Raw genomic sequence first — 22,178 nt, 5'->3', positions numbered from 1 at the left:
CATGACCAAACCTGTTCTGGTGACGGGGGGAGCCGGGTATATCGGCTCCCATGCCTGCAAGGCGCTCGCAAAGGCAGGCTATCTGCCGGTGACCTACGACAGTTTCGTCACCGGCTGGCGTGACGCGGTGAAATTCGGCCCGCTTGAAGAGGGGGAACTGTCCGACCGCGCCCGGCTCGACGAGGTGTTCGCGAAATGGCAGCCGGTGGCGGTGATGCATTTTGCCGCGCTGAGCCTTGTCGGCGAGTCGATGAAGGATCCTGGCAAATATTGGCGTGCCAATGTGCTTTCCTCGCTCACCCTGATCGAGGCAGCCTGCGCCGCAGGATGCCTCAACTTCGTTTTCTCTTCCACCTGCGCCACTTATGGCGATCAGGATGGCGTGGTGCTCGACGAGACCACGCGGCAAATGCCGATCAACGCCTATGGCGGCTCGAAACGCGCGATCGAGGACATGCTGCGCGATTTTGGCGCGAGCCACGGCCTGAGCTCGGTGATCTTTCGGTATTTCAATGTGGCGGGCGCCGACCCGGAGGCCGAGGTAGGCGAGTTTCATCGCCCCGAGACGCATCTTATCCCGCTCATGCTCGACGCGATTGATGGTCGTCGCCCCGCGCTCACCGTTTTTGGCTCGGATTACCCGACCCCCGACGGAACCTGCGTGCGCGATTATGTGCATGTGAGCGACCTCGTCGATGCGCATGTACTCGGGCTGAAATGGCTCGAAGCGGGCAAGGGATCAGAGGTGTTCTGCCTCGGCTCCGGTCAAGGCTTCTCGGTGCGCGAGGTGATTGCCCAGTCCCGCGCCGTGACCAACCGCGAAGTGCCGATCCTCGAGGGGGACCGCCGCCCGGGCGATGCGGCCAAGCTCGTCTCCGGCTCGACGAAAGCGCTCGCCACGCTCGGCTGGACCCCTTCGCGCGCCGATCTCGCCACGATGATCGCCGATGCCTGGCGCTGGCATCAGAGCGGACATTATGACAAATAACCCCCAAGGGGGGCAGGATGGCGCTTTGGTCGAAGCTCTGGCGGGCCTATCGCGGACGCCTCCGGCGCCGGTATTTGCTCTTGCGGGCGATCCGGCGGCGGCGCCGTCTCACCGTGGTCGTGGACCGCACCGCGCAGATCGGCCCCGAGAGCATCCTTCTGTTTGCCACGATCCGCAACGAAGACGCGCGGCTTGACCATTTTCTGAAGCATTACCGGGCGCTTGGCGTCGATCACTTCCTGATCGTCGACAACGAAAGCAACGATGGCAGCCGCGAGATGCTGGAGCTTGCGCCCGATGTCTCGCTCTGGCGCACCGGTGCAAGCTACCGGCTGCACCGCTTCGGGCTCGACTGGCTGACCTGGCTGATGTTCCGTTACGGCCACAACCACTGGTGCCTCACCGTCGACGCGGATGAGCTGCTGATCTATCCCTATCACGACACCCGCCCGCTGGCGGCGCTCACCGGCTGGCTGGACCGGATCGGCCAGCGGGTCTATCCGGCAATGATGCTGGAACTTTACCCAAGGGGGCCGATCGAGGCACAGCATTACACGCCCGGCGAGGATCCGACGGCGCTCCTGTGCTGGTTCGACGCGGGCAATTACACGATCCTCCGGCAGGAGAAGACCCGCGCGCTCTGGATTCAAGGCGGGCCGCGGGCGCGGATGTTCTTTGCCGACCGGCCGCGCCATGCGCCGACGCTGACGAAGCTCCCCCTGGTGCGCTGGAACCGGCGCTGGGTCTATCTCAACTCGACCCATTCCATGCTGCCCGAGCGGCTCAACGAATGCTATGATCAGCGGGGGGGCGAGGCGCCCTCCGGCCTGCTTCTGCATACGAAGTTCCTGCCGCAGGTGGTCGGCAAGGCGGCAGAAGAAAAACGCCGCCGCGAGCATTTCGGGCGCCCCGAAATCTTCGACGGCTATTACGATGGCCTGATCGCCTCGCCCGATTTCTGGACCCCGCATTCGCGCCGGCTTTCCGGCTGGCGCGCGCTTGAGGCGCTCGGGCTCATGTCGCGGGGCGGCTGGCTCTGATATCCTTTGGGACAGCTTTGCATCCAAAGATTTACCTGCCTGCGCGTTAAGCCTATTCTGGCGAAAATCCGCCGATCGGCGATCAGTGAAACCAAGGAATGCCCGGGCCTTGGCGCGGGTCTTGCCCCCGGGGCTTAACCCTGTCTCAAGCTGACCGAAGTATCACGGAGACAGGGCAAAAAAGGATCAGGCAAGGCGTGGGACTGAAAGCGGCCATCCGACTTCGCAGAGAGCGTCGTCTGCGCCAGTGGCGTGCGTTCCGTAAACGCCGCCAGTTGAAGCTTGTCGCCGACCGCACCGCCGCGATCCGGCCCTCCGATGTGATCGTGTTTTGCACGCTTCGCAACGAGCGCGTCCGCCTTCCCTACTTCCTGCGCTATTACAGAGACTTGCGGGTGGGGCATTTCATCTTTGTCGACAATGGCAGCGATGACGGCTCGCGCGAATATCTGACCGAGCAGGAAGACTGCACCGTTTTCAGCACCCATGCCTCTTACAAAGCCTCTGCCTTCGGCATCGACTGGCTCAACCACCTGCTGCGGATCTATGGCACGGGGCACTGGACTCTGACCGTCGATCCCGACGAATTCTTCGTTTATCCGTTTTGCGACACGCGGCCGATCGACGCGCTGACGGACTGGCTTGACACCTATGCGATCCGCTCCTTCCCGGCCATGCTGATCGACATGTATCCGAAAGGCCCGATCGACGCCGAACCCTACCGCGAGGGACAAAACCCGTTCGAGATCGCAAGCTGGTTCGACGCGGGCAATTACATGATCTCGCGCAATCCGAAGATGCACAATCTCTGGATCCAGGGAGGGCCGCGGGCACGGGTATTCTTTGCCGGGGAGCCGATCGCGGCGCCCTCGCTCAACAAGATCCCGCTCGTAAAATGGCAGCGCGGCTATGTGTTTGCCTCCTCGACGCACATGATCCTGCCGCGCGGGCTGAACATGGTCTATGACGCCTGGGGCGGCGAAAAGCCTTCGGGCTGCCTCCTGCATGCCAAATTCCTGTCACCGCTGAGCGGGAAAGTCGCCGAAGAAATGGAGCGGCGCGAGCACTACGCGGGCTCGCGCGAATACGAGGCCTATCGTGCACAGTTGAGCCATGAGCCCGATCTGTGGACGAAATGGTCGGAGCGTTACATCAACTGGCGCCAGCTCGAGATTCTCGGGCTGATGTCGAAAGGCAACTGGGCATGAGGGCTGCGCGGTGACCGTTGGCTTCATCATGATGTGTCACACCGCCTTTCACCGGGCGGCGCAAGTGGCGCGGCACTGGGCAGAACAAGGGGCGCCGGTGGTGATCCATGTCGATGCGCGCGTCAGCAAACAAGACTATGCCGCGCTCGGCCGCAGCCTCGCGGATCTCGACATCATCTCCTTCTCGACGCGTTACAAATGCGAATGGGGCACATGGTCGCTCGTCGCGGCGGCGCAATCGGCCTCCGAGCAGATGCTCGCGCGGCATCCGGAAGTGCAGCATGTTTTCCTTGCCTCGGGCGCCTGCCTGCCGCTGCGCCCATTGGCCGAACTCGAGGCCTATCTCACGGCCCATGCAGACACCGACTTCATCGAAAGCGTCACAACCACCGAGGTCGGCTGGACCGTTGGCGGGATCGACATGGAACGGTTCACACTGCGGTTTCCATTTTCCTGGAAGACCCGGCGCCGCTTTTTCGACGCCTATGTCAATCTGCAACGCCGCTTCGGCTTCCGGCGCCGGATCCCGGATGACATCATGCCCCATCTCGGATCGCAATGGTGGTGCCTGAGCCGGCAGACGCTGAGCGCGATCCTTGAGGACCCCGAGCGCCCGACCTATGACCGCTATTTCTCCCGTGTCTGGATCCCGGACGAGAGCTATTTCCAGTCGCTCGCCCGGCTCCATGCCCGCAATATCGAAAGCCGCTCGCTGACGCTCTCGAAATTCGACGTGCAGGGCAAGCCGCATATCTTCTACGACGACCACCTCCAGCTTCTGCGCCGTTCGGATTGCTTTGTCGCGCGGAAGATCTGGCCCAAGGCCGACAAGCTCTATGCCACTTTTCTCGCCTCCCCGTCCCCCCGGTCGGAGGCGATGATCGACCCGGAGACGCTGGCTGAACCGAACCCCTCGAAGATCGACCGGCTGTTTTCCAAGGCGGTCGAGCGGCGCACAAGGGGGCGGCCCGGGCTTTACATGCAGAGCCGATTTCCGAAGCGCGATCATGAGAACGGCAAGACCTCCGCCCCCTATTCGATCTTTCAGGGCTTTTCGGACCTGTTCGAGAACTTCGAAGGCTGGCTTGCGAAATACGTGGGCGCGCGGGTGCACGGGCATCTGTTCAGCCCCGACCGCGCCGCTTTCGCGGGCGGCGAAACGATGTTCAACGGCTGCCTTTCCGACAGCGCCGCGCTGCGCGATTACAACCCGCGCGGCTTTCTGACCAACCTGATCTGGAACGGTCGCGGCGAGCGGCAATGTTTCATGTTCTCGCCCCGCGACACGCAGGAGATCAACTGGTTCACGGCGACCGATCCGAATGCACAGATCTCGGTGATTTCGGGCGCCTGGGCCGTACCGCTCTTTCATTCGAAGATGGCCTTCAGCGATATCCGCCGCGAGGCGGCACGGCTGCAACAGATCGAGATCGACCAGCTCAACATCCTGCGCTCGATGTTTGTGAAGGCGCGCGTGCGGGTCTGGAACATGGCCGACTTCATCGAGAATCCCATGGAACCCCTGCAGATGATTGTCGACGAGATCAGCCCGCGCGCCACACGCCGGTTGAGCGAGGCGCCGCAGATGGTCGATCTGACGGGGTTCGGGCAATTCCTCCAGAGCCTGAAGAATCAGGGCATGCAACCGCGGCTGATGGGTGATTTTCCGGTGACCGGCGATCTGCTCCAGCATCCTCCGCGGCGCGGTCGCAGCTATATGGTGAAATGATCCGATGGCGGGTTTCGAAAGCTTCGTGATCTTCGCCGAAATGCGCACCGGCTCGAACTTGCTTGAGGCAGCGCTCAGTGAATTGCCCGGCGTCACCTGCCATGGCGAGGCCTTCAACCCGGCGCTGATCGGCTATCCGAACCGGACCGAGCTTTTGGGCGTGAGCCGGGCCGCGCGCGATGCCGACCCTATGGCGCTCTGGAACCGGATTCGCGAGGCAGAGGGCCTCAACGGCTGCCGGTTCTTTCATGACCACGACCCCCGCGTGCTCGGGGCAATGCTCGAAGACAGGCGCTGCGCCAAGATCGTGCTCACCCGCAACCCCGCGGAGAGCTACGTCAGCCTGAAGATCGCGCGCGCCACGAACCAATGGAAACTGGGCGACGCCAGACATCGCAAGGAGGCGCTCGCCGCTTTCGATGCCGTGGATTTCGAGGCCCATCTGGAGACACTGCAGGGCTTTCAGGTGGCGCTGATGCATGCGTTGCAGGTCTCTGGCCAGAGCGCCTTCTGGATCGATTACGAAGACGCGCAGGATGTCGCGGTGCTCAACGGGCTCGCGCAATGGCTCGGCGTTGCGGGGCGGCTCTCGGCGCTGCCGTCGAGCCTTGTGGTGCAGAACCCCGCGGCGCTTGAGGAGAAGGTGGCGAACTTTCCCCAGATGGAAGCCTCGCTCGCCCGGCTCGACCGGTTCAACCTCTCGCGCACGCCCAATTTCGAGCCGCGGCGTGGCCCGAACGTTCCTGCGCTCATCGCTTGTGACGCGGGGCTTCTCTACATGCCGATCCGCCCCGCGCTGGATCACGCGCTGCGCAACTGGATGGCGGGGCTGGCGCCGCTCGAAGAGGGATTTTCGCAAAAGACGCTGCGGCAGTGGAAGCGCAAGCACCCCGGGCATCGGAGCTTCACCGTGGTGCGCCATCCGCTCCTGCGCGCGCATCTCGCTTTTGCGGCGCTGCAATCGTGGGAGAACATGGCCGAGATCCGCGCCGTGCTGCGGCAAAGCTACAGGCTGCCGCTTGCGCCCGAGGGAAAGGTTCTGAAAGCGGCCGATTGGGCGGAGGGGCTTATCGCATTTCTGGGCTGGCTGAAAACGAATCTGAATGCGCAGACGAGCCTGCCCGTGCAGCCGCTCTGGGCGACGCAATCGACGCTATTGCAAGGCTTCGCGCAATTCGCCCTGCCGGACCTGATCGCCCGCGAGGACCGGTTGCGCGAGGATCTCGCCTACCTCGTCACGGCCTTGGGGGCCGAGGCGCCTGCTTTCGTGGCGCCCGAACCCGACACTGCGCCAGTGAAACTTGCCGAGATCTGGACGCCCGCGCTCGAACAGGCCGCCGCCGACACCTATTCGCGCGATTACATGCAGTTCGGTTTCAGTCCGTGGAGGAACAAAGGCGGCTGATCAGGCCGCCTGAACGCCGCCCTGCGCCGCGGTCAGCACCGCATGGAGCGCCGCCGGGTCGGAGTTCGCGCGCAGCTTCGCGCAGGTCTCGGTGTTGCGCAAAGTGCGCGAAACAAGCGCCAGAGCTTTCAGATGCTCGACGCCCGAATCCTTCGGCGCAAAAAGCGCGAAGACAAGGTCTACCGGCAACCGGTCCACCGCGTCGAAATCGAGCGGTTTTTCGAGCCGCAGGAACACGCCCACAACATCTTTGAGCCCGTGCAGCCGCGCATGCGGCAGAGCCACGCCATGACCGACACCGGTGGGCCCGAGAGTTTCCCGTTCCTGCAACGCGTCGATCGTCTGGGTCGCATCCAGCCCGTAGGCTGAATGCGCGATTTCTGCGAGATCCTGGAACAGGCGCTTCTTGCTGGTGACATTGGCCAAAACCTTGACCGCCACCGGCTTGAGCAGGGTGGAAAGATCCATCTGTCCTTTTTCCGCGCCCATTCCCGGGCGCTCACTTGATGTTGCGCGGGTCGATCCAGCCGACATGGCCGTCGTCGCGGCGATAGACGACATTGACCCCGCCGTGTTTCTCGTTGCGGAAAACGAGCAGCGGCTTGCTGGAGAGCTCCATCTGCATCACCGCCTCGCCGACCGAGATCGTGGGAACCTTGGTTTCCATCTCGGCCACGATCACCGGCGCGAGGCTGTCGCCCTCGGCCTCCGACTCATCTTCTTCCGCGGCGAGCACATACAGCCCCGCGGCGCCGAATTCAACCGGCTCGACGCGGTCGCGGTGGTGGTCTTTCAGCCGGCGTTTGTGACGGCGCAGCTGCTTGTCCATTTTCTCGCGGCAAGCCTCGAACGCGGCATAGACATCGCCCGCGCGCCCGGCGGCCGAAGCATTGAGCCCGGTGGACAGATGCACCGTGATCTCGCAAACGTATTCATGCGCAGTGCGCGAAAACACCACCGCCGCATCGGTCGGCCGCTGCATGTATTTGTCGACCGTTTCCCCCAGTTCGGTCTTCACATGGGTTTGCAGGGCTTCGCCAACGTCGAGCTGTTTTCCGCTGATCTGATAACGCATGGCTTCTCCTTCACTTCATTGCCCCGCCTCCGGACTCCTCTGCCGGGGGGCGGGTTGGTTGATCTTGTTGCCGAAATCCGGGGAGATCCGATCCGCAAGCCCAGTGGAGCCGAAAACGGGCGGCGCAGCAACTGGGGCATCGGGACCGTGGTTACGCATAGCAGTTATTTGGGAACGGAACCGGGCCTGTGTCAATGACCTGGCGCAAACTGCGAGTGGTTGCATACTATTGGATACGGAAATTTTCGCCGAGATAGACGCGGCGGACATTTTCGTCCTTCACCACATCTTCGGTACGACCCGACATCAGCATCTGGCCGTCGTGCAGGATATAGGCGCGATCCACGATCTCAAGTGTTTCGCGCACGTTATGATCGGTGATCAGAACGCCGATGCCACGTTCTTTCAGATGCGCGACAAGGGCGCGAATCTCCGCCACGGCAATTGGGTCGACACCGGCGAAGGGCTCATCTAGGAGCAGATATTTAGGGTCAGCCGCGAGGCAGCGGGCAATCTCCACGCGCCGCCGCTCCCCGCCGGAAAGCGCCAGCGCGGGCGCCTGGCGCAGATGCGCGATGGCGAAATCGCCAAGCAACTCCTCAAGCCGCTCGCGGCGGCGGTGCGGGTCGTCGATCACGATCTCAAGCACCGCGAGGATGTTCTGCTCTACTGTCAGCCCCCGGAAAATCGAGGCTTCCTGCGGCAGATACCCGATGCCAAGCCGGGCGCGGCGGTACATCGGCATCGCCGTAGCGTCGACACCGTCGATCTGTACCTCGCCCGCATCGGGCGAGACGAGACCGGCAATGGCATAAAAGCAGGTGGTCTTGCCCGAGCCGTTCGGCCCGAGAAGCGCCACCACCTCGCCGCGGTCGAGACAGAGCGAGACATCCCGCAGCACCAAACGCTTTCGATAGCTCTTGCGCAGGCTGACCACTTTCAACCCCGAGGGTGCCCCGCTCGGGGCCACGGTGCCGTCCTTCATGGCGTATCGCCCGGTTGCGGGCCGGGTTGCAGGATGGTGCGCACCCGGCCCTGCATGGTGCCGGTGCCGGTTTTCAGATCGACATCGAGACGCTGGCCGGAAAGCACGTTCTCGCCCTGGGTCAGTACCACATCGCCGGTCATCACTACGGCCCCCTTGGCGACATTATAGACCGCCTCGCGCGATTCGGCGGCTTCGGCCGCGGTGACGAGGGTCACTCCCCCCGAGGCCTGAAGCTCGGCAATCGAGCGCCGGTCGGCGCTGCCATATTCCACCTGCACCCGCTCGGCCTTCAGCCGCATCGGCCCCTGGATGATCAGCACATTGCCGGTAAAAACGGCATTGCCGTCGGTCTGGTTCACCGCGAGGCTGTCGGCCGTAACCTCGACCGGTTCGGACGTGTTGGTGCGCAGCCCGGCAAAGGCGATCTGTTGCGCCATGGCCCCTCCGGCCCCGAGGGCAAGAAATGTCACGGCGGGAAGGAGCAGGCTCAGGCGCATCGGATCCTCATTCTTGCGGCTGGTATATCAGCTTCACGCCGCCATTGAAGAGCAGATCGTATGGCGCATCCGGTGCGGCGCGGCCGATTTCCATTCGCCCCGCTTCGATCGTGCCGAAGGGCGCTTCGCCGCGCACCGCGCCAGGCGCGCGGATGAGGGAACGGTCGGTTGCGATCTCAGCCGTATCGGTGGCCATGCGGTAACCGCCCGAGGTCTGCACCGCGACACCTTTTGAGAGCGCGATCTGCCCTGCCGACGGATCGACCACCCCGGTACTGGCCGTCAGATCGGTCACGCCGCCATCGGCGGCCTCGAGCTTGGCAATCACTTCTCGCGCAGAGGCGCCATGGCCTTTCGGATCGGGGGTGGCGGTCTTGGCACGCACGGTGAGCGCGGCACCGTCCTCGGTCATGCCCGAATATTCGGGCGCGGTGAGCCGCGGTTCGGCCACCAGCGCATTCACATCGACCTTGGCATAGATCGAGGCCGTGGTCGGATCGACCCTGCTGGAAAACAGGAAAAGCGTCGAAAGCAGCACCAGCGCGCTCAGCGGCAGGGCGAGTTTCGCCCAGTGCACCAGCAGCGAATGACGGCTTTCGCGCCCCAACATCAGGCCACCCCGGCGCGCAGACAGTCGTGAATATGCAAAATGCCGAGCGGGCGCCCCTCCGTGACAGCAAAGAGGCAGGTGATCTTGCGCTCGTTCATCAGCGCCACGGCCGCCTCGGCGAGCGCGCCGGGCGCGATGGTGCGCGGGTTGCGCGTCATCACTTCACCCGCGCTATGGGAGAGCAGCTCATCCATATGGCGCCTCAGGTCGCCATCGGTGACGATGCCGACAAGCCGGCCAGCGGCATCGGTGACGCCGACCACGCCGAACCCTTTCTGGCTGATCACCAGCAGCGCCTCGGGCATCGGCGTATCCTCGCGCACGAGCGGCATGTCGTCATGCATCAGATCCGCCACCTTCGCGAGCCGGGCCCCGAGCTTGCCGCCCGGATGAAAGGTGCGGAAGTTTTCCGGCGTGAACTGGCGATGTTCCATCAGCGCGACGGCGAGCGCGTCCCCCAGTGCCAACGTCATCGTGGTCGACGTGGTAGGCACGACACCGGTGCCGCAGGCCTCTTCCGCCCGCGGCAGAACAAGCGCCACATCGGCCTGCCGCAAGAGCGTCGAATCGGGCCGCGCGGCAACGCCGATCAACGGGATCGAGAAGCGTCGGGTATGGGCGATCAGGTCCGCAAGCTCGGGCGTCTCGCCGGAATTGGACAGCACGAGCGCCACATCCTCGCGCGTCACCATGCCCAGATCGCCATGGCTCGCCTCGGCGGGGTGCACGAACTGCGCGGGCGTGCCGGTGGAGGCGAAGGTCGCAGCGATCTTGCGCGCGATATGGCCCGATTTGCCCATCCCCGACACGATCACTCGCCCGCGCGCGCGCAAGATCATCTCGACCGCATCGCTGAAGGCGCCATCGAGCCCCGCCGCGAGCGCCGCAAGCCCCGCGGCCTCGATGCCGATCACCCGGCGCGCGGTGGCAGCGTAATCAATGGTGGAAGAGGTCATTGGGTTCATCCCAGCCCATCAGGTCGAGTTGCGCACGGGTCGGCAGGAAGTCGAAACAGGCTTTCGCCAGCGCCGTCCGCCCTTCACGTTCCAGCCGGTCGACCAGAACCGCTTTGGCCTGATGCAGGTAAAGCACGTCGGAGGCGGCATAGTCGAGCTGCGCGGGGGTCAGCTCGGCGGCGCCCCAGTCCGAAGTTTGCTGCTGCTTGGAAACATCGACGCCGACGAGCTCGGAGAGCAGGTATTTCAGCCCGTGCCGGTCGGTGAAAGTGCGCACCAGTTTCGAGGCGATCTTGGTGCAGAACACAGGCGCGGTGACAACGCCAAAAGCATTATAAAGCGCGGCAATATCGAATCGCGCGAAATGAAAGAGCTTCTCGACGCCCGGGTCGGCGAGCATGGCACAAAGCCGCGGCGCCGCGGTCTGGCCCTTGGCGATCTGCACCAGATGCGCAGAGCCGTCGCCCGAGGAAAGCTGCACGAGGCAGAGCCGGTCGCGCCGCGGGTCGAGCCCCATGGTTTCGGTATCGATCGCCACCACCGGGCCGAGGTCGAGCCCTTCGGGCAGGTCGTGCTGGTGCAGATGAATGCTCACCCGATGTCCTTTCTCAAGCTTTCGCGCAGATATAGGCACTCCGACCCGGCTTTGCCAATGTCGCAAAGCCGCAAGGCTGCCGCAGAGGCGGAGCGGCGCCGATACCGGATTGATGTGTTCCGGATCTCTGCAGCCCCGATCAAACGGCGGGCATATGGCTGCGCAGGTGGTGGTGCGACGTATGCGCCGTCCCCGCCCCATTGAGATCGTCGGTTCCAGCCGGTCGCCGGAGCGGTGATTTTCCTTCTGAAGTCTCAGAAGGAGGCCATGATGACGGATGGAGCCGAAGGTTTTGGTGGCCGGATCGATGTGATCTCGCGGCCTCGGGCGTTCGACAAGTGACGTTGGTTGCGGGGGCTGAGCTTCGATTTAGCAGCCAGAGAGTCAGGGCCGCTCGGGGAACTTGTTGACTCGGAGCGCACGCAGCTCGCTGCCGCCCCTGCCCCGGATCCCGTCGCTCTGCACCCCGGACTGGCGGATGTCTATCGCCGGAAAGTTTCGAACCTTGCTGCCAGCCTGTCCGATGACGCGACGCTGAGGTGGTCCCCAGAAATCGGACAGTTTGCTAAGCTTGCCGCCAACGAAGACGAGGACGAACAGCGTGGCTGGCATACGGAAGAACTACAGCGCGGACTTCAAGGCGAAGGTGGCGCTTGAAGCCATTCGTGGCGGGGCGACGATCGCCGAGCTGGTGACGAAACACGGTAATTCTCCGCCGAGGGCCGTGATGAGGCAGCCTTGACTTCGGCTTTTTCCAGCGGCTTCCAATGCCACGGCCGCAATTCCGGCAGGCGTGAGACCGGCAGGTCCGAGATCCTGGCGATGACGTCGGCGAGCCATGCCTCGGGTCGACCCTGTCGAGCTTGGCGGTGCCGATCAGAGAATACATGAAGGCTGCGCGCTGCCCGCCGCGCTCGGAACTTTAGGGGGGACTACCTTTCGGACGAGAGCGAAGGCCCCGCGGCGCGACAGGGAACACACTGAAAATGTTGAATCATATGGCGTTTTGAGTGCGTCGAGGAGGTGCAGACGATTGCAAGTTGATGCCGAAAATGGCGGGGACAATCGACATTGAAGCTGCATATCCTATCGAAGATAGCGCACGAGAGCGACACCTGACAGCAATAGCTAACACTTTGCAGAATAGTGCATTTATTTGCGATAAACGACATGGAAGAGGCCCCGAGAGCTCCCGCGCAGGATCGCCGGAGCATGGCAAGGTGGGACGCTACGTCCCACCTTGCCTGAATACCGCAAAGGAAACGGCATCTAACTGATAATAAAAGAATATCCGGCGCCGGCCCCCTGTGATCTATCTCGCGATCGAATCCGAGATGATCCACCCCCTCGCCCCTTTGATCCGCCTCTCCTACGCCGCTTCTGACCGAAGATCAGGCGCGACGCATGCGTGACCGGCTCTTCGCGATGTTAGGTAGAGCTACCCGGCAGAGACAACACTTCCATTCGGGAGCCAAAACCCAGAAGCGCCGGAATCTCTGTGAGCCGGGAGAGAATGACATCGGCGCGCGGCGCATCGGCTGGGGGAGCCACTGTTGCGCAAAAAAGTGCAGCCTTTAGCCCTGCGGCCCGTGCCGAGCGCAGCCCGGTGAGGCTGTCCTCGACGGCCAGAACGCGCTGGGGTGGCAGGCCAAGGGCCGCGGTCGCCATCCGGTAGGGCGCCGGGTCGGGCTTGCCCGCGGGCACGTCGTCAAGGCTGATCGAGCCATGCAAGAGGGGCGTAATGCCGAGGCTCTCGAGGTTCACATCGACCACCGCGCGGTCGGAATTCGAGACGCAGATCTGCGCTATCCCGGCCGCGGCGAGTGCGCGGACGGTTTCGACAGCGCCTGGCATCGGCGCAAGGCTGGCGCTGTGGGCGGCGTAATAGGCGCGGATCTCGCGATGCCACTGGCGCTCCTCGACCGCATCGGGAAAGCGCGAATGGATCCGGCGCCAGACCTCGCCGATATGCACGCCGACAAAGCTTGTATCGTCTGGCGCGATCTTGAGCCCGTATCGCGCGCAGACCGCAACAAGGGCGCGGTGATGGAGCGGCTCGCTGTCGACCAGCGTGCCATCGATATCCCAGGCGACGGCGCAGAGCGTCATGCGTCGGCCCCTTTCAGCTGAGTGTAGAGTGCTCGAAACCTGGCATAGCCAGCCTCGTAGACGGCGCGATGGGACGGGTTGGGCAGGATCGGCGCATCGCGCTGCGTCAGCGCGGCAATGCCCCCCCAATCGGCTGCGCCCGCACCCACGGCGGCGACCCAAGCCGCGCCGAGACAGGAGCCCGGATGCCCGCCGAGCCGTTGCAGCGGCACGCCAAGCACATCGGCAACAATCTCCATCCAGACATCGCTCGCCGCCCCGCCATCGGAGACAAAGAACCGGGTGGTCTCATAACCGATGTCGTTGAAGGTCTCGATATGGTGGCGGATCGCATAGGCATAGGCTTCGAGCACCGCGCGCCAAATGTGACCCAGATCATGTGCGAGCGTGAGCCCCGTGAGCGCGCCGCGCGCGGCCGGGTCGTGCAGCGGCGTCTTTTCGCCCAGAAGATAGGGCAGGAAGGTGAGCCCCATCGCCCCCGCCGGGCGTTCCGCGGCCAGCGCATCAAGCGCGGCATGGCGCGAGCCGTTGACCGGCTCGATGCCCGCCGCGAAAGTCTCGACGAACCAGTTGAGCACCGAGCCGCCTGTGGACATACAGCCATTTGGCATCCAGAGCCCGGGCACGAGATGATAATCAAGAAAGAGCCGCTTGTCCGGGACCGCCTTGTCCGTGGCAGTGAGGATATCGACCGCGCCGCCGAATTTCAAAAGCACATCGCCATTTCTGACCACCCCCGCACCAAGGCAGGAGGCGATCATGTCGGCCGCGCCGCCCATCACGGGCGTCCCCGCGGCAAGGCCCGTCTCAGCGGCTGCCGCCGCACTGACATGCCCCATCACTTCGGACGAGGGGGCAAGCGGCGGCAAGAGATCCGGGTTGATGCCGGTCAGCGCCGCCTGCGGCGCGTTGACTGTATTTGTCGCAACATCGATCACCCCGGCCTCAAGCGCCCAGTTCTGCTCGATCCGCGCCACGCCGGTGAGGCGGTAGTTGATGTAATCATAAGAGCCCAGAAGTGTCTTCGCGGCGGCGACGACCTCGGGTTCATGCTGGTTGAGCCAGCGCATCTTGGCGCCTACAAGCTGCTGGTTCACGCCATTGCCAGCGCGCGCCAGAAAGACCGCCTCGTCGATCTCGCGGCGCATCTCTTCCACTTGGGCACCGGCGCGCCCGTCGCTTTGCTGAATCGAGCGGCGCAAGGGTTTCCCGGCCTCGTCGAGCAGGATCGTGGCGGGCAGCATCCCCGCGACGCCGATGCCCGCGATTTCGGAGGCCTCGCGGCCCGATTGCTCCAGAAGATCGGGAATGATCGCGCAGCAATTGGCCCACCATTGTGCCGGGTCTTCCTCCGCCCAGCCGGGATGATCCGAATGCAGTGTCACCGGGCGCGATGCCTTGGCAAGGATGCGGTCGGGCAGCTCGAGGAGCAGGCCGATGGTGGAAGTGGTCCCGATGTCGAGACCGAGAAAGAGTGCCATGGGAACCTCGCGTTCAGGCGATCAGGATCGCGACTTCGGCCGCTTCGAGCGCCTGCGCGAGTTCGGGGGGCGGGGCAGCATCGGTGACGAGCACCGAGATCCGCGCCAGATCCGCCACCCGCACGGTGGAGATGCGGCGGAATTTCGAGCTGTCAAGCATCAGGATGCGGCGCGACGCGCGCTGGAAATAGACCGATTTCATCGCCGATTCCTCGGGGGAATAGTCGAACACGCCATCGGGCGTCAGCCCCGAGGCGCCGATCAGCGCGGCATCGAAGTAATAGCGCGAGAAATCCTCGATCGCGCTCTGCCCGGTGACCGACATCTCCGAGGGGTGAACGAGCCCGCCGGGCACATAGGTCTGCAGCGCCGCGGCGGCGGCGAGCTGTGCCACGCGCAGGCTGTTGGTGAAGATGCGCCGCCCCGGCACAGGTTCGGCGGCCATCAACGCGCGCGCTCCGGCGAGCACCGTGGTGCCCAGATCAAGCGCCAGCGTCTGATCGCCCGCAACGAGCCGCGCGGCGGCTTCGGCAATGCGTGCCTTCGCCTCGCTGTTGAGCCGTCGCCGCGCCTCGAACACTGGCTCGACATCGTCGATCACCGTGAGCGGGCCATGCTGCAGGCTCACCGCGCCGCCATGCACCCGCTCGAGCAAGCCCTGCGCTTCCAGTTCGGCCAGATCGCGCCGCACCGTCATATCTGAAACCGCGAAATCGCGTGCGATCTCCGCGACGGAGACCGAGCCGCCCTGATTGAGCCGGTCGAGAATTGCCGCGAGCCGCGCCTGGGCGAGGGTGCGGCCACGCCGCGCCTCGGGGCTGGCGGCCGTGTCTTGCTTGGTCTGGGTCAAACTGTCCGTCATCTCTCGATCATGGGCTGGCTCCTGAATCCAATCAAATCAGAACATCGCAAAGGTTTCAAGCGAACAAATGTAAACATTGATCTTGTGCGATTTGCGAATCTATGTTTGGTTTTGATCAATCAGCGGAGCAATGCAGCATGAACGAACACGACCTGCCCCTTCAGACCTATCCCGGCCTTGCGGGGAAAACGGCTTTCGTGACCGGAGCCGCGGGCGGCATCGGCTGGGCCATCGCCCGCGCACTCGCCGCGCAGGGGATCACCGTAACAATTGCGGATCTCGATGCCGGGGCGGCAGAGGCTGCCGCGGCAAAGCTTGGCGCGGGCCATCATGCGGTCCCGGTCGATGTGCGCGAGCGCGCCTCGGTCGAGGCGGCCTTTGCTGCCGCGCTCGAAAAGATGGGCAAGGTCGATATCTGCATTGCCAATGCCGGCGTCTCCAGCATGCGCCGCGCCGTTGATCTGACCGACAAGGACTGGGATTTCAACATGGATGTGAACGCGCGCGGCGTGTTCCTGACCAACCAGATTGCCGCGCGCCAGTTCCTCGCGCAGGGACACGGCACGATCGTCAACACCGCCTCGCTCGCCGCCAAGGTCGGGGCGCCGCTTCTGGCCCATTATTCCGCCTCGAAATTTGCCGTGGTCGGCTGGACGCAAGGGCTTGCGCGCGAGCTGGCGCCGAAGGGCATCCGCGTCAACGCCGTCTGCCCCGGCTTTGTGCGCACCTCGATGCAGGAACGCGAGATCGTCTGGGAGGCCGAATTGCGCGGCATGAAGCCCGATGAGGTCACGCAGGATTACATCTCGCAGACCCCGCTCGGGCGGATCGAGACCCCCGAAGACGTGGCGGGTGTCGTCGTCTTTCTGTGCTCGGATGCGGCGCGTTTCATGACGGGGCAGGCGCTCAACGTGACCGGCGGCGTCTACATGACCTGATCCGGGCCACGCCGCTTCGCCCAACCCTTCCCCTTCCGACGGAACAGCCAAGTGTCAGAGATCAAGCTCAACAAGATCAGCCGGGATTACGGACAGGGCATCTTCGGGGTGCACGATGTCTCGCTGGAGATCGAGACCGGCGAATTCATGGTGTTGCTTGGCCCCTCGGGCTGCGGCAAGTCCACCACTTTGCGGATGATTGCGGGGCTGGAGGAAACCACGAGCGGCGAGATCAGCATTGCCGGGCGCGATGTCACCCGCCTTGCCCCGCGCGAACGCAATGTGGCGGTGGTGTTCCAGTCCTACGCGCTCTACCCGCATATGAGCGTGCGCGAGAACATGCGCTTTGGCATGAAGATGCGCAAAACCCCGCTTGACGAGCAGGACGCCCGCATTGCGCGCGCAGCCGAGGTTCTGGGGCTCCAGCCTTATCTGGACCGCAAGCCCGCGGCCCTTTCGGGCGGGCAACGCCAGCGCGTGGCTTTGGGCCGCGCCATCGTGCGCGAGCCCGATGTGTTCTTGATGGATGAGCCGCTCTCCAACCTCGATGCCAAGTTGCGCGGGGAAATGCGGCAAGAGCTGGTGCGGCTGCATCGTCGCGTTGGCAAGACCACCGTCTTCGTCACCCATGACCATGTCGAGGCGATGACGATGGGAGACCGCATCTGCATCATGCGCAACGGCTGCATCGAGCAGGTGGGCGCGCCGCTGGAGGTCTATGCGCGGCCCCGCAACACCTTCGTGGCGCAGTTCCTTGCCGCCCCTGCGATGAATCTTGTCCCCGCCACACTCACCGCTGCCGCCGGAGCAGTGACGCTGAGCGCCGGCCCGATCGTGGGCCCTCTGCCCGCCCGCGAGGCGGCGCTTTATGCTCCGGCTGCCGGGCGGGCGCTCCTGTTCGGGCTGCGCGCTGAAGACATCCTCACCCAGCCCCGCCCCGGTGCACAGCCCTTTTCGGCTGTCGTCACCGCGCTTGAGGCGCTCGGTCCCGAAAACCTGATCGTGGTCGAGGCTGAGGGCCAGGCACTTTCGGCGCGTGTGGACCGCCATTTCCTGCCGCGGATTGGCGCGGAGGTCACGCTTCATGCCGATCTGGCGCATATGCACCTCTTTGATGCGGCAAGCGGCGATGCTCTCGCGCGGGAGACCTGAGCGATGCGGCGCGCCCTTTCGCATCTCGGGTTGATCCTTGCGGTGGTGATCGTGATCTTTCCGATCCTGTGGGTCTTTCGCACCTCGCTCGTGCCGCCGCAGGAAAGTTACAGCACAACGATCCTGCCCTCGGTTACGCTCGACAATTACCGCGCCCTCTTCGCCGAGAAAAATTTTGGCCGCAACTACCTGAATTCGCTCATCGTCGCGATCCTCTCGGTGGTCGTGACCATGCCGCTTGCGGCGATGACGGGCTATGCTTTCGCGCGCTTTCGCACCGGCGGCGGGCTCGCGCGCTTCGCCACGCTCGCAAGCCAGATGCTGCCGCCTGTCGCACTCGCGCTGCCCACTTTCATGCTGTTTCGCGGCCTTGGGCTCACCAATTCGCTCACCGGCCTCACCATCGTTTATGCCGCGATCAACCTGCCGTTCCTGACCTGGATCCTGATGGGGTTCTTCGAGGCGATCCCCGAAGATCTCGAAGGCGCGGCAATGACCGATGGCGCCACCCGCTGGGGGGCGTTCTGGCGCGTCGTGCTGCCGGTCGCCGCCCCGGGGATCATGGCTGCGGGGGTGCTCGGCTTCATCCTGTCGTGGAACGAGTTTCTGTTCGCGCTGATCCTTGGCGGCTCGAACACGGCCACAGTGCCGGTGGCGCTCGCGAGCCTGCAGACCTCGAACGGGGTGCAGATCTCGAATGTCGCCGCGGGCGTCTCGCTGGCGATCCTGCCGCTGATGATCGCGGCGAAGTTCATCCAGAAATACCTGGTCGAGGGGCTCTCCTTCGGATCGGTGAAATAACAACAAGAAGAGCGGCAACCCAATAGATGAGGACGAAACGATGAAAAAGACCCTTCTTCCATTTGCACTTGGCTTGACGGCCTCGCTCTGGGGCGGCTCAGTGCTCGCCGATGGCGTCACCCTTCATGCGCTGATGGAAGACGTGCCCGAAACGGCGATCATCGAGAAGATGCTCCCCGATTTCGAGAAAGAGACCGGCATCAAGGTCGAGTTCGAGAAGGTCGGCTATGGCGACATGCATGACAAGCTTGTGGCGCAACTCGTCGGCGGGCAGAGCTATTACAACCTCCTTGAGGTCGACTTCCTCTGGGCGGGCGAGTTTCCGGCTGCGGGCTGGCTGGAAGACCTGAAGCCCTATGCCGAAAAGACCGGCTTCGACACCGCGGCCTTCATCCCCTCGACGATGGAGCTTCTGGGCAATACCGATGCCGCGATGCCGCTCGTGCCGATGTACAACTATTCGATGGGGCTGATCTACCGCACCGATCTGCTCGAAGACCCCGCACTTCAGGCCGCCTACAAGGCGCAGACCGGCAAGGATCTCGCGGCACCGACGACACTTGCGGATTACGTGGCCATTGCCAAGTTCATGAAGGCCGAAGGCAAAGTGAACGGCGCCGCGATGCAGGGTCAGAAGGGCGACCCGAACGCGATGGAATTCTCCAACTATCTCTTTGCGGCGGGCGGCGATTATCTCGATGCCGATGGCAATGTGGTGTTGGCGAGCCCCGCGGGGGAAACCGCGCTCGGCCTTTACAAAGAGGCGATCACCACCGCCGCGCAGACCGGCGCGCTTTCCGCGACGCTCGATGACACGATGCGGCTGATGTGCGCGGGCGATGCCTTCTCGATGGTCACTTACTGGTGGATGTTGCCGCAGATCGACAATGCCGAAAGCTGCCCCGATGTGGCGGGCAAGGTCGCGCTCTCGGTGATGCCCGGCGGGCATGGCGAAAGCGGCGGCTGGGGCTGGGGCATCGCGAAGAACGTGCCGCAGGAAGAAAAAGACGCCGCCTGGCAGTTCATCACCTGGGTGCAGAGCAAGGATGTTGCTGTTGCCCGCGCGCTTGAAGGCCACGCCCCTGTGCGCGCCGATGTCTACACCGACCCGGCGGTGCTGGCGAAATATCCGTTCTACAAGGATGCGATGAGCGTGGTCGAAAGCGGAAAATCCTTCCCGATCTTCACCTATTCGGCGCAGTACGAGGATACGCTCGGCACCCAGGTCTCGCTCGCGGCAAGCGGTGATGCGACGATCCCGGATGCGCTCGCTGCGGCGGCCTCGGGGCTGACCGATCTGATGAAGAAGTGACCGCGCGCGAAGGCGGGCGCCCCTCCCGTCCGCCTTCGCCCTGTTTCCGCCGCCTGCCGAAAGAGATCCGATGAGCACGAAAGTGACTGATACTGCGCGCATAGGCTGGGGCTTTGCTGCTCCGGGGCTGACGATGCTTGCCATCGTGATGGGCCTGCCGGTGTTTTATGCCGCGGCGATCTCGCTTTCCTCGATGACGTTGATCCGCCCGGCGCTGAGCTTCACGGGGCTTGCGAATTTCGCCCAGATCGTCTCTGAACCGCTGTTCTGGAATTCGCTCCTCATCACGCTGCGCTATTCGGTGGCCACGGTGGCGGGGGAGTTCCTCGTCGGGCTTGCGATCGCGCTGATGCTGCGTCAGGTGGTGACGCTCAGGGGCGTCTATTTCGCGCTCTTGACCCTGCCGATGGCGATGTCGCCCGTGGCGGTCGCGCTGATCTGGCGGATGCTTTTGCAGCCCAACCTTGGCATCGTCAACCAGACCCTCGCCGCGATGGGCCTGCCGATGGTGGACTGGCTCGGCGATTCCGGCCTAGCCCTCAAGACCATGATCTTCATCGACATCTGGCAGCAAACCTCATTCGTCGTGCTGCTGCTCTCCGCGGGGCTCGCCTCGCTGCCCCGTGAGCCCTACGAGGCGGCCTCGGTCGATGGTGCGGGCCCGGTGCAGCAGTTCTGGTATATCACCCTGCCGCTTTTGCGCCCGGTCGCGATGATCGCGGTGGTGATCCAGCTGATCAACGAATTCCGCACCTATGATCTGATCTACATCCTCACCAAGGGCGGCCCCGGCGTCTCGACTGAGCTGCTGTCCTTCTTTGCCTACAAACGCGCCTTTCAGGGGCTCGCCTTGAACGAGGGCAGCGCTGCCGCCTTCATCCTGCTCCTGATCGTGCTCCTGATCACCGTGGTGTTCTTCTTCCTGCTCGAACGCCGGAAGAACTGAAGCCACCCCCTTTCCCATTCAACGAAGCCCCGCCCGTGGCGGGGACAAAGGAGAGACTTGCCATGAAATTCGCCTCGCTGTTCCCGGGGATCAAGCCCGTCATCGCGATGGTCCACCTCAACCCGATGCCCGGCACGCCGCTTTACGATGCCGATGCGGGCATCGAGGGGATCGTTCAGGGCGCGCTGAAGGATCTCGACGCGCTGCAGGCAGCCGATGTCGATGCGGTGATGTTCGGCAATGAGAACGACCGGCCTTATGAGCTGAAGGTGAATGTGGCCACTACGGCTGCGATGGCCTTTGTCGTCGGGCGGTTGCGCGAGAAAATCCGCAAGCCCTTCGGCGTCAACGTGCTCTGGGATCCCGATGCCACGGTTGCGCTCGCGGCGGCGACCGGCGCCTCTTTCGTGCGCGAGATCTTCACCGGCACCTATGCCTCCGACATGGGCCCCTGGACTCCGGATGCGGGCCGTGCGCTGCGCGAGGCGCGCCGGCTCGACCGCAAGGATCTGGTGATCCTCAACAATGTCTCGGCCGAATTCGCCCATTCGCTCGATGCACGCCCGCTGCCCGATCGTGCCCGTTCGGCGGTGTTCTCCTCGATCCCCGATGCAGTGCTCGTCTCCGGCGCAATCACCGGCGAAGCGGCGAAGATGAATGATCTCGAAGCGGTGAAAAAAGTGCTGCCCGATACGCCCGTGCTCGCCAATACCGGGGTCAAGCATGCGACCGTGGCTGAGGTGCTGAAGATCGCCGATGGTTGCATCGTCGGCTCCTCGCTGAAGGTCGACGGTCACACCTGGAACGCGGTCGACCCGGCGCGCGCGAGAGAATTCATGGAGATCGTGAAAAAGACTCGCGCCTGAACGAGGCAGAAGCTCACGCGCGCGGCCGCCCCGCTCGATCCGGGCGGCCGCTAGAGACAGGGAAGGCGGTTCGTGAGGGCCGCCTTTAATGCAAGGCACTTCCCAGAGAGTTCGCGTCTGAGGACAGTGTGGTTGGTAGCATTCCGGTAGCTGAGCGCAGTGAGTTGGTCCCCGTTTTCCGGGCAGATTTGCGGCGTTGCCAAGCTTGCCAGTTGACTATGCCGCCTTCAGGTCTTGGCCCTGATGGGCATTGACCGGTGTCCTTCCGCCAAGCGCCGAATGGGGGCGCTGGGTGGTGTAAAGTGAGGCCAGGAACGCCACCGGTCGGAGAGAGTGGCCGAGGGTTGCCATTGATAGCGCTAGAGATCAGCCCCAAATCTTGCAGCTTTTGAGGTCTGCAAGTCAATTATAGGCCCGGTTCAAAAACTGCCAAGGGTGACGCGAAGCCATCAGCATGACCATCTCCCATTCAACTTGGAAGCCCTAACAATATCCATATGTGATGGATTTGTAGCTTGGCACTAACAGGTCGCTGAAATAGTCGGCCTCGACCTTGGATGCAGAACATGATTCACCCCTTCTCACGGCGAGAGGGGATCATGATGCGGGGCACGGACGAG

Annotated in this window: 21 protein-coding genes and 2 pseudogenes; 12 read left to right on the top strand and 11 right to left on the bottom strand. The window is 63.7% G+C overall.

Features of this window, described 5'->3' with window-relative positions:
• Position 1 precedes the first annotated feature (1 nt).
• The 5 genes from galE to CRO22_RS14565 all read left to right on the top strand — a co-directional run bounded on the left by galE (position 2) and on the right by CRO22_RS14565 (position 6,370).
• Complete coding sequence (gene galE / locus CRO22_RS14585) at positions 2–988, top strand: UDP-glucose 4-epimerase GalE (protein ID WP_097070900.1); 987 nt, start codon at positions 2–4, stop codon at positions 986–988.
• Positions 989–1,005: 17 nt separating this feature from the next.
• Complete coding sequence (locus CRO22_RS14580) at positions 1,006–2,028, top strand: glycosyltransferase family 2 protein (RefSeq protein WP_097070899.1); 1,023 nt, start codon at positions 1,006–1,008, stop codon at positions 2,026–2,028.
• Between the two features lie 197 nt (positions 2,029–2,225).
• Positions 2,226–3,236 carry a glycosyltransferase family 2 protein gene (locus tag CRO22_RS14575; protein ID WP_097070898.1) on the top strand — a complete coding sequence of 337 codons (1,011 nt, stop codon included), beginning with the start codon at positions 2,226–2,228 and terminating at the stop codon, positions 3,234–3,236.
• 10 nt (positions 3,237–3,246) lie between these two features.
• Positions 3,247–4,965 (top strand): DUF5927 domain-containing protein, encoded by a 1,719-nt coding sequence (locus tag CRO22_RS14570; RefSeq protein WP_097070897.1) that lies wholly within the window; start codon positions 3,247–3,249, stop codon positions 4,963–4,965.
• A gap of 4 nt (positions 4,966–4,969) precedes the next feature.
• Complete coding sequence (locus CRO22_RS14565) at positions 4,970–6,370, top strand: nodulation protein NodH (protein WP_097070896.1); 1,401 nt, start codon at positions 4,970–4,972, stop codon at positions 6,368–6,370.
• Here CRO22_RS14565 and CRO22_RS14560 read toward each other — a convergent pair whose 3' ends face one another.
• From CRO22_RS14560 to CRO22_RS14530, 7 genes are all read right to left on the bottom strand, one after another.
• Entirely contained in the window at positions 6,371–6,838 is a 468-nt protein-coding gene (locus CRO22_RS14560; RefSeq protein ID WP_097070895.1) for a PTS sugar transporter subunit IIA, read from the bottom strand.
• A gap of 31 nt (positions 6,839–6,869) precedes the next feature.
• Complete coding sequence (gene hpf, locus CRO22_RS14555; protein ID WP_097070894.1) at positions 6,870–7,445, bottom strand: ribosome hibernation-promoting factor, HPF/YfiA family; 576 nt, start codon at positions 7,443–7,445, stop codon at positions 6,870–6,872.
• A 226-nt stretch (positions 7,446–7,671) separates the two neighbouring features.
• On the bottom strand, positions 7,672–8,430 hold the full coding sequence (gene lptB / locus CRO22_RS14550) for an LPS export ABC transporter ATP-binding protein (protein ID WP_097070893.1): 759 nt from the start codon (positions 8,428–8,430) through the stop codon (positions 7,672–7,674).
• Entirely contained in the window at positions 8,427–8,870 is a 444-nt protein-coding gene (gene lptA / locus CRO22_RS14545; protein ID WP_245860988.1) for a lipopolysaccharide transport periplasmic protein LptA, read from the bottom strand. Before lptA ends, lptB begins: the two co-directional genes overlap by 4 nt.
• Before the next feature lie 67 nt (positions 8,871–8,937).
• Positions 8,938–9,540, bottom strand: coding sequence for a hypothetical protein (locus CRO22_RS14540; RefSeq protein ID WP_097070891.1), 603 nt, complete (start codon positions 9,538–9,540; stop codon positions 8,938–8,940).
• Entirely contained in the window at positions 9,540–10,496 is a 957-nt protein-coding gene (locus CRO22_RS14535) for a KpsF/GutQ family sugar-phosphate isomerase (protein WP_097070890.1), read from the bottom strand. Before CRO22_RS14535 ends, CRO22_RS14540 begins: the two co-directional genes overlap by 1 nt.
• Positions 10,477–11,091 carry a ribonuclease D gene (locus CRO22_RS14530; RefSeq protein ID WP_097070889.1) on the bottom strand — a complete coding sequence of 205 codons (615 nt, stop codon included), beginning with the start codon at positions 11,089–11,091 and terminating at the stop codon, positions 10,477–10,479. Before CRO22_RS14530 ends, CRO22_RS14535 begins: the two co-directional genes overlap by 20 nt.
• A gap of 601 nt (positions 11,092–11,692) precedes the next feature.
• On the opposite strand from CRO22_RS14530, the pseudogene CRO22_RS18675 reads away from it, so the two are divergent.
• A pseudogene (locus CRO22_RS18675) lies at positions 11,693–11,797 on the top strand (transposase); the annotation flags it as partial.
• A 58-nt stretch (positions 11,798–11,855) separates the two neighbouring features.
• Here the strand turns inward: CRO22_RS18675 and CRO22_RS18575 are convergent.
• The 4 genes and pseudogenes from CRO22_RS18575 to CRO22_RS14515 form a co-directional block, all read right to left on the bottom strand.
• Positions 11,856–12,010 (bottom strand): annotated as a pseudogene (locus tag CRO22_RS18575) (transposase domain-containing protein); the annotation flags it as partial.
• A 509-nt stretch (positions 12,011–12,519) separates the two neighbouring features.
• Positions 12,520–13,200, bottom strand: coding sequence for an HAD family hydrolase (locus CRO22_RS14525; protein WP_097070888.1), 681 nt, complete (start codon positions 13,198–13,200; stop codon positions 12,520–12,522).
• Positions 13,197–14,681, bottom strand: a complete 1,485-nt coding sequence (locus CRO22_RS14520) for an FGGY-family carbohydrate kinase (RefSeq protein WP_097070887.1) — start codon at positions 14,679–14,681, stop codon at positions 13,197–13,199. The genes CRO22_RS14525 and CRO22_RS14520 overlap by 4 nt, the downstream gene beginning before the upstream one ends.
• A gap of 13 nt (positions 14,682–14,694) precedes the next feature.
• Entirely contained in the window at positions 14,695–15,543 is an 849-nt protein-coding gene (locus CRO22_RS14515; protein ID WP_097070886.1) for a DeoR/GlpR family DNA-binding transcription regulator, read from the bottom strand.
• 137 nt (positions 15,544–15,680) lie between these two features.
• On the opposite strand from CRO22_RS14515, the gene CRO22_RS14510 reads away from it, so the two are divergent.
• From CRO22_RS14510 to CRO22_RS14485, 6 genes are all read left to right on the top strand, one after another.
• A complete protein-coding gene (locus CRO22_RS14510) occupies positions 15,681–16,481 on the top strand; it encodes an SDR family NAD(P)-dependent oxidoreductase (RefSeq protein WP_097070885.1) in 801 nt (266 codons plus the stop codon).
• 51 nt (positions 16,482–16,532) lie between these two features.
• Positions 16,533–17,633 (top strand): ABC transporter ATP-binding protein, encoded by a 1,101-nt coding sequence (locus CRO22_RS14505; RefSeq protein ID WP_097070884.1) that lies wholly within the window; start codon positions 16,533–16,535, stop codon positions 17,631–17,633.
• A gap of 3 nt (positions 17,634–17,636) precedes the next feature.
• Complete coding sequence (locus tag CRO22_RS14500) at positions 17,637–18,434, top strand: carbohydrate ABC transporter permease (RefSeq protein ID WP_097070883.1); 798 nt, start codon at positions 17,637–17,639, stop codon at positions 18,432–18,434.
• 40 nt (positions 18,435–18,474) lie between these two features.
• The gene (locus CRO22_RS14495) at positions 18,475–19,746 is read left to right on the top strand and encodes an extracellular solute-binding protein (protein ID WP_097070882.1); all 1,272 of its coding nucleotides are present in this window, start codon (positions 18,475–18,477) and stop codon (positions 19,744–19,746) included.
• 70 nt (positions 19,747–19,816) lie between these two features.
• The gene (locus tag CRO22_RS14490; RefSeq protein ID WP_097070881.1) at positions 19,817–20,692 is read left to right on the top strand and encodes a carbohydrate ABC transporter permease; all 876 of its coding nucleotides are present in this window, start codon (positions 19,817–19,819) and stop codon (positions 20,690–20,692) included.
• 62 nt (positions 20,693–20,754) lie between these two features.
• Positions 20,755–21,558 (top strand): BtpA/SgcQ family protein, encoded by an 804-nt coding sequence (locus CRO22_RS14485; protein WP_097070880.1) that lies wholly within the window; start codon positions 20,755–20,757, stop codon positions 21,556–21,558.
• The last annotated feature ends 620 nt before the right edge of the window (positions 21,559–22,178 follow it).

Origin of the sequence: Rhodobacter maris, from assembly GCF_900217815.1 — a bacterium.
In the GTDB taxonomy this organism is placed as follows: domain Bacteria; phylum Pseudomonadota; class Alphaproteobacteria; order Rhodobacterales; family Rhodobacteraceae; genus Rhodobacter; species Rhodobacter maris.
The sequence above is the reverse complement of the archived record's forward strand: the minus strand, read 5'-3'. Positions and strand labels throughout refer to the sequence as shown.

What these genes read in the sequence shown, in the direction of transcription:
- galE (WP_097070900.1), top strand. Translation starts at nt 2, where the DNA reads ATGACCAAACCTGTTCTGGTGACGGGGGGAGCCGGGTATATCGGCTCC.
- CRO22_RS14580 (WP_097070899.1), top strand. Translation starts at nt 1,006, where the DNA reads ATGGCGCTTTGGTCGAAGCTCTGGCGGGCCTATCGCGGACGCCTCCGG.
- CRO22_RS14565 (WP_097070896.1), top strand. Translation starts at nt 4,970, where the DNA reads ATGGCGGGTTTCGAAAGCTTCGTGATCTTCGCCGAAATGCGCACCGGC.
- CRO22_RS14560 (WP_097070895.1), bottom strand. Translation starts at nt 6,838, where the DNA reads ATGGATCTTTCCACCCTGCTCAAGCCGGTGGCGGTCAAGGTTTTGGCC.
- hpf (WP_097070894.1), bottom strand. Translation starts at nt 7,445, where the DNA reads ATGCGTTATCAGATCAGCGGAAAACAGCTCGACGTTGGCGAAGCCCTG.
- lptB (WP_097070893.1), bottom strand. Translation starts at nt 8,430, where the DNA reads ATGAAGGACGGCACCGTGGCCCCGAGCGGGGCACCCTCGGGGTTGAAA.
- lptA (WP_245860988.1), bottom strand. Translation starts at nt 8,870, where the DNA reads ATGGCGCAACAGATCGCCTTTGCCGGGCTGCGCACCAACACGTCCGAA.
- CRO22_RS14540 (WP_097070891.1), bottom strand. Translation starts at nt 9,540, where the DNA reads ATGTTGGGGCGCGAAAGCCGTCATTCGCTGCTGGTGCACTGGGCGAAA.
- CRO22_RS14535 (WP_097070890.1), bottom strand. Translation starts at nt 10,496, where the DNA reads ATGACCTCTTCCACCATTGATTACGCTGCCACCGCGCGCCGGGTGATC.
- CRO22_RS14525 (WP_097070888.1), bottom strand. Translation starts at nt 13,200, where the DNA reads ATGACGCTCTGCGCCGTCGCCTGGGATATCGATGGCACGCTGGTCGAC.
- CRO22_RS14520 (WP_097070887.1), bottom strand. Translation starts at nt 14,681, where the DNA reads ATGGCACTCTTTCTCGGTCTCGACATCGGGACCACTTCCACCATCGGC.
- CRO22_RS14515 (WP_097070886.1), bottom strand. Translation starts at nt 15,543, where the DNA reads ATGACGGACAGTTTGACCCAGACCAAGCAAGACACGGCCGCCAGCCCC.
- CRO22_RS14510 (WP_097070885.1), top strand. Translation starts at nt 15,681, where the DNA reads ATGAACGAACACGACCTGCCCCTTCAGACCTATCCCGGCCTTGCGGGG.
- CRO22_RS14500 (WP_097070883.1), top strand. Translation starts at nt 17,637, where the DNA reads ATGCGGCGCGCCCTTTCGCATCTCGGGTTGATCCTTGCGGTGGTGATC.
- CRO22_RS14495 (WP_097070882.1), top strand. Translation starts at nt 18,475, where the DNA reads ATGAAAAAGACCCTTCTTCCATTTGCACTTGGCTTGACGGCCTCGCTC.
- CRO22_RS14490 (WP_097070881.1), top strand. Translation starts at nt 19,817, where the DNA reads ATGAGCACGAAAGTGACTGATACTGCGCGCATAGGCTGGGGCTTTGCT.
- CRO22_RS14485 (WP_097070880.1), top strand. Translation starts at nt 20,755, where the DNA reads ATGAAATTCGCCTCGCTGTTCCCGGGGATCAAGCCCGTCATCGCGATG.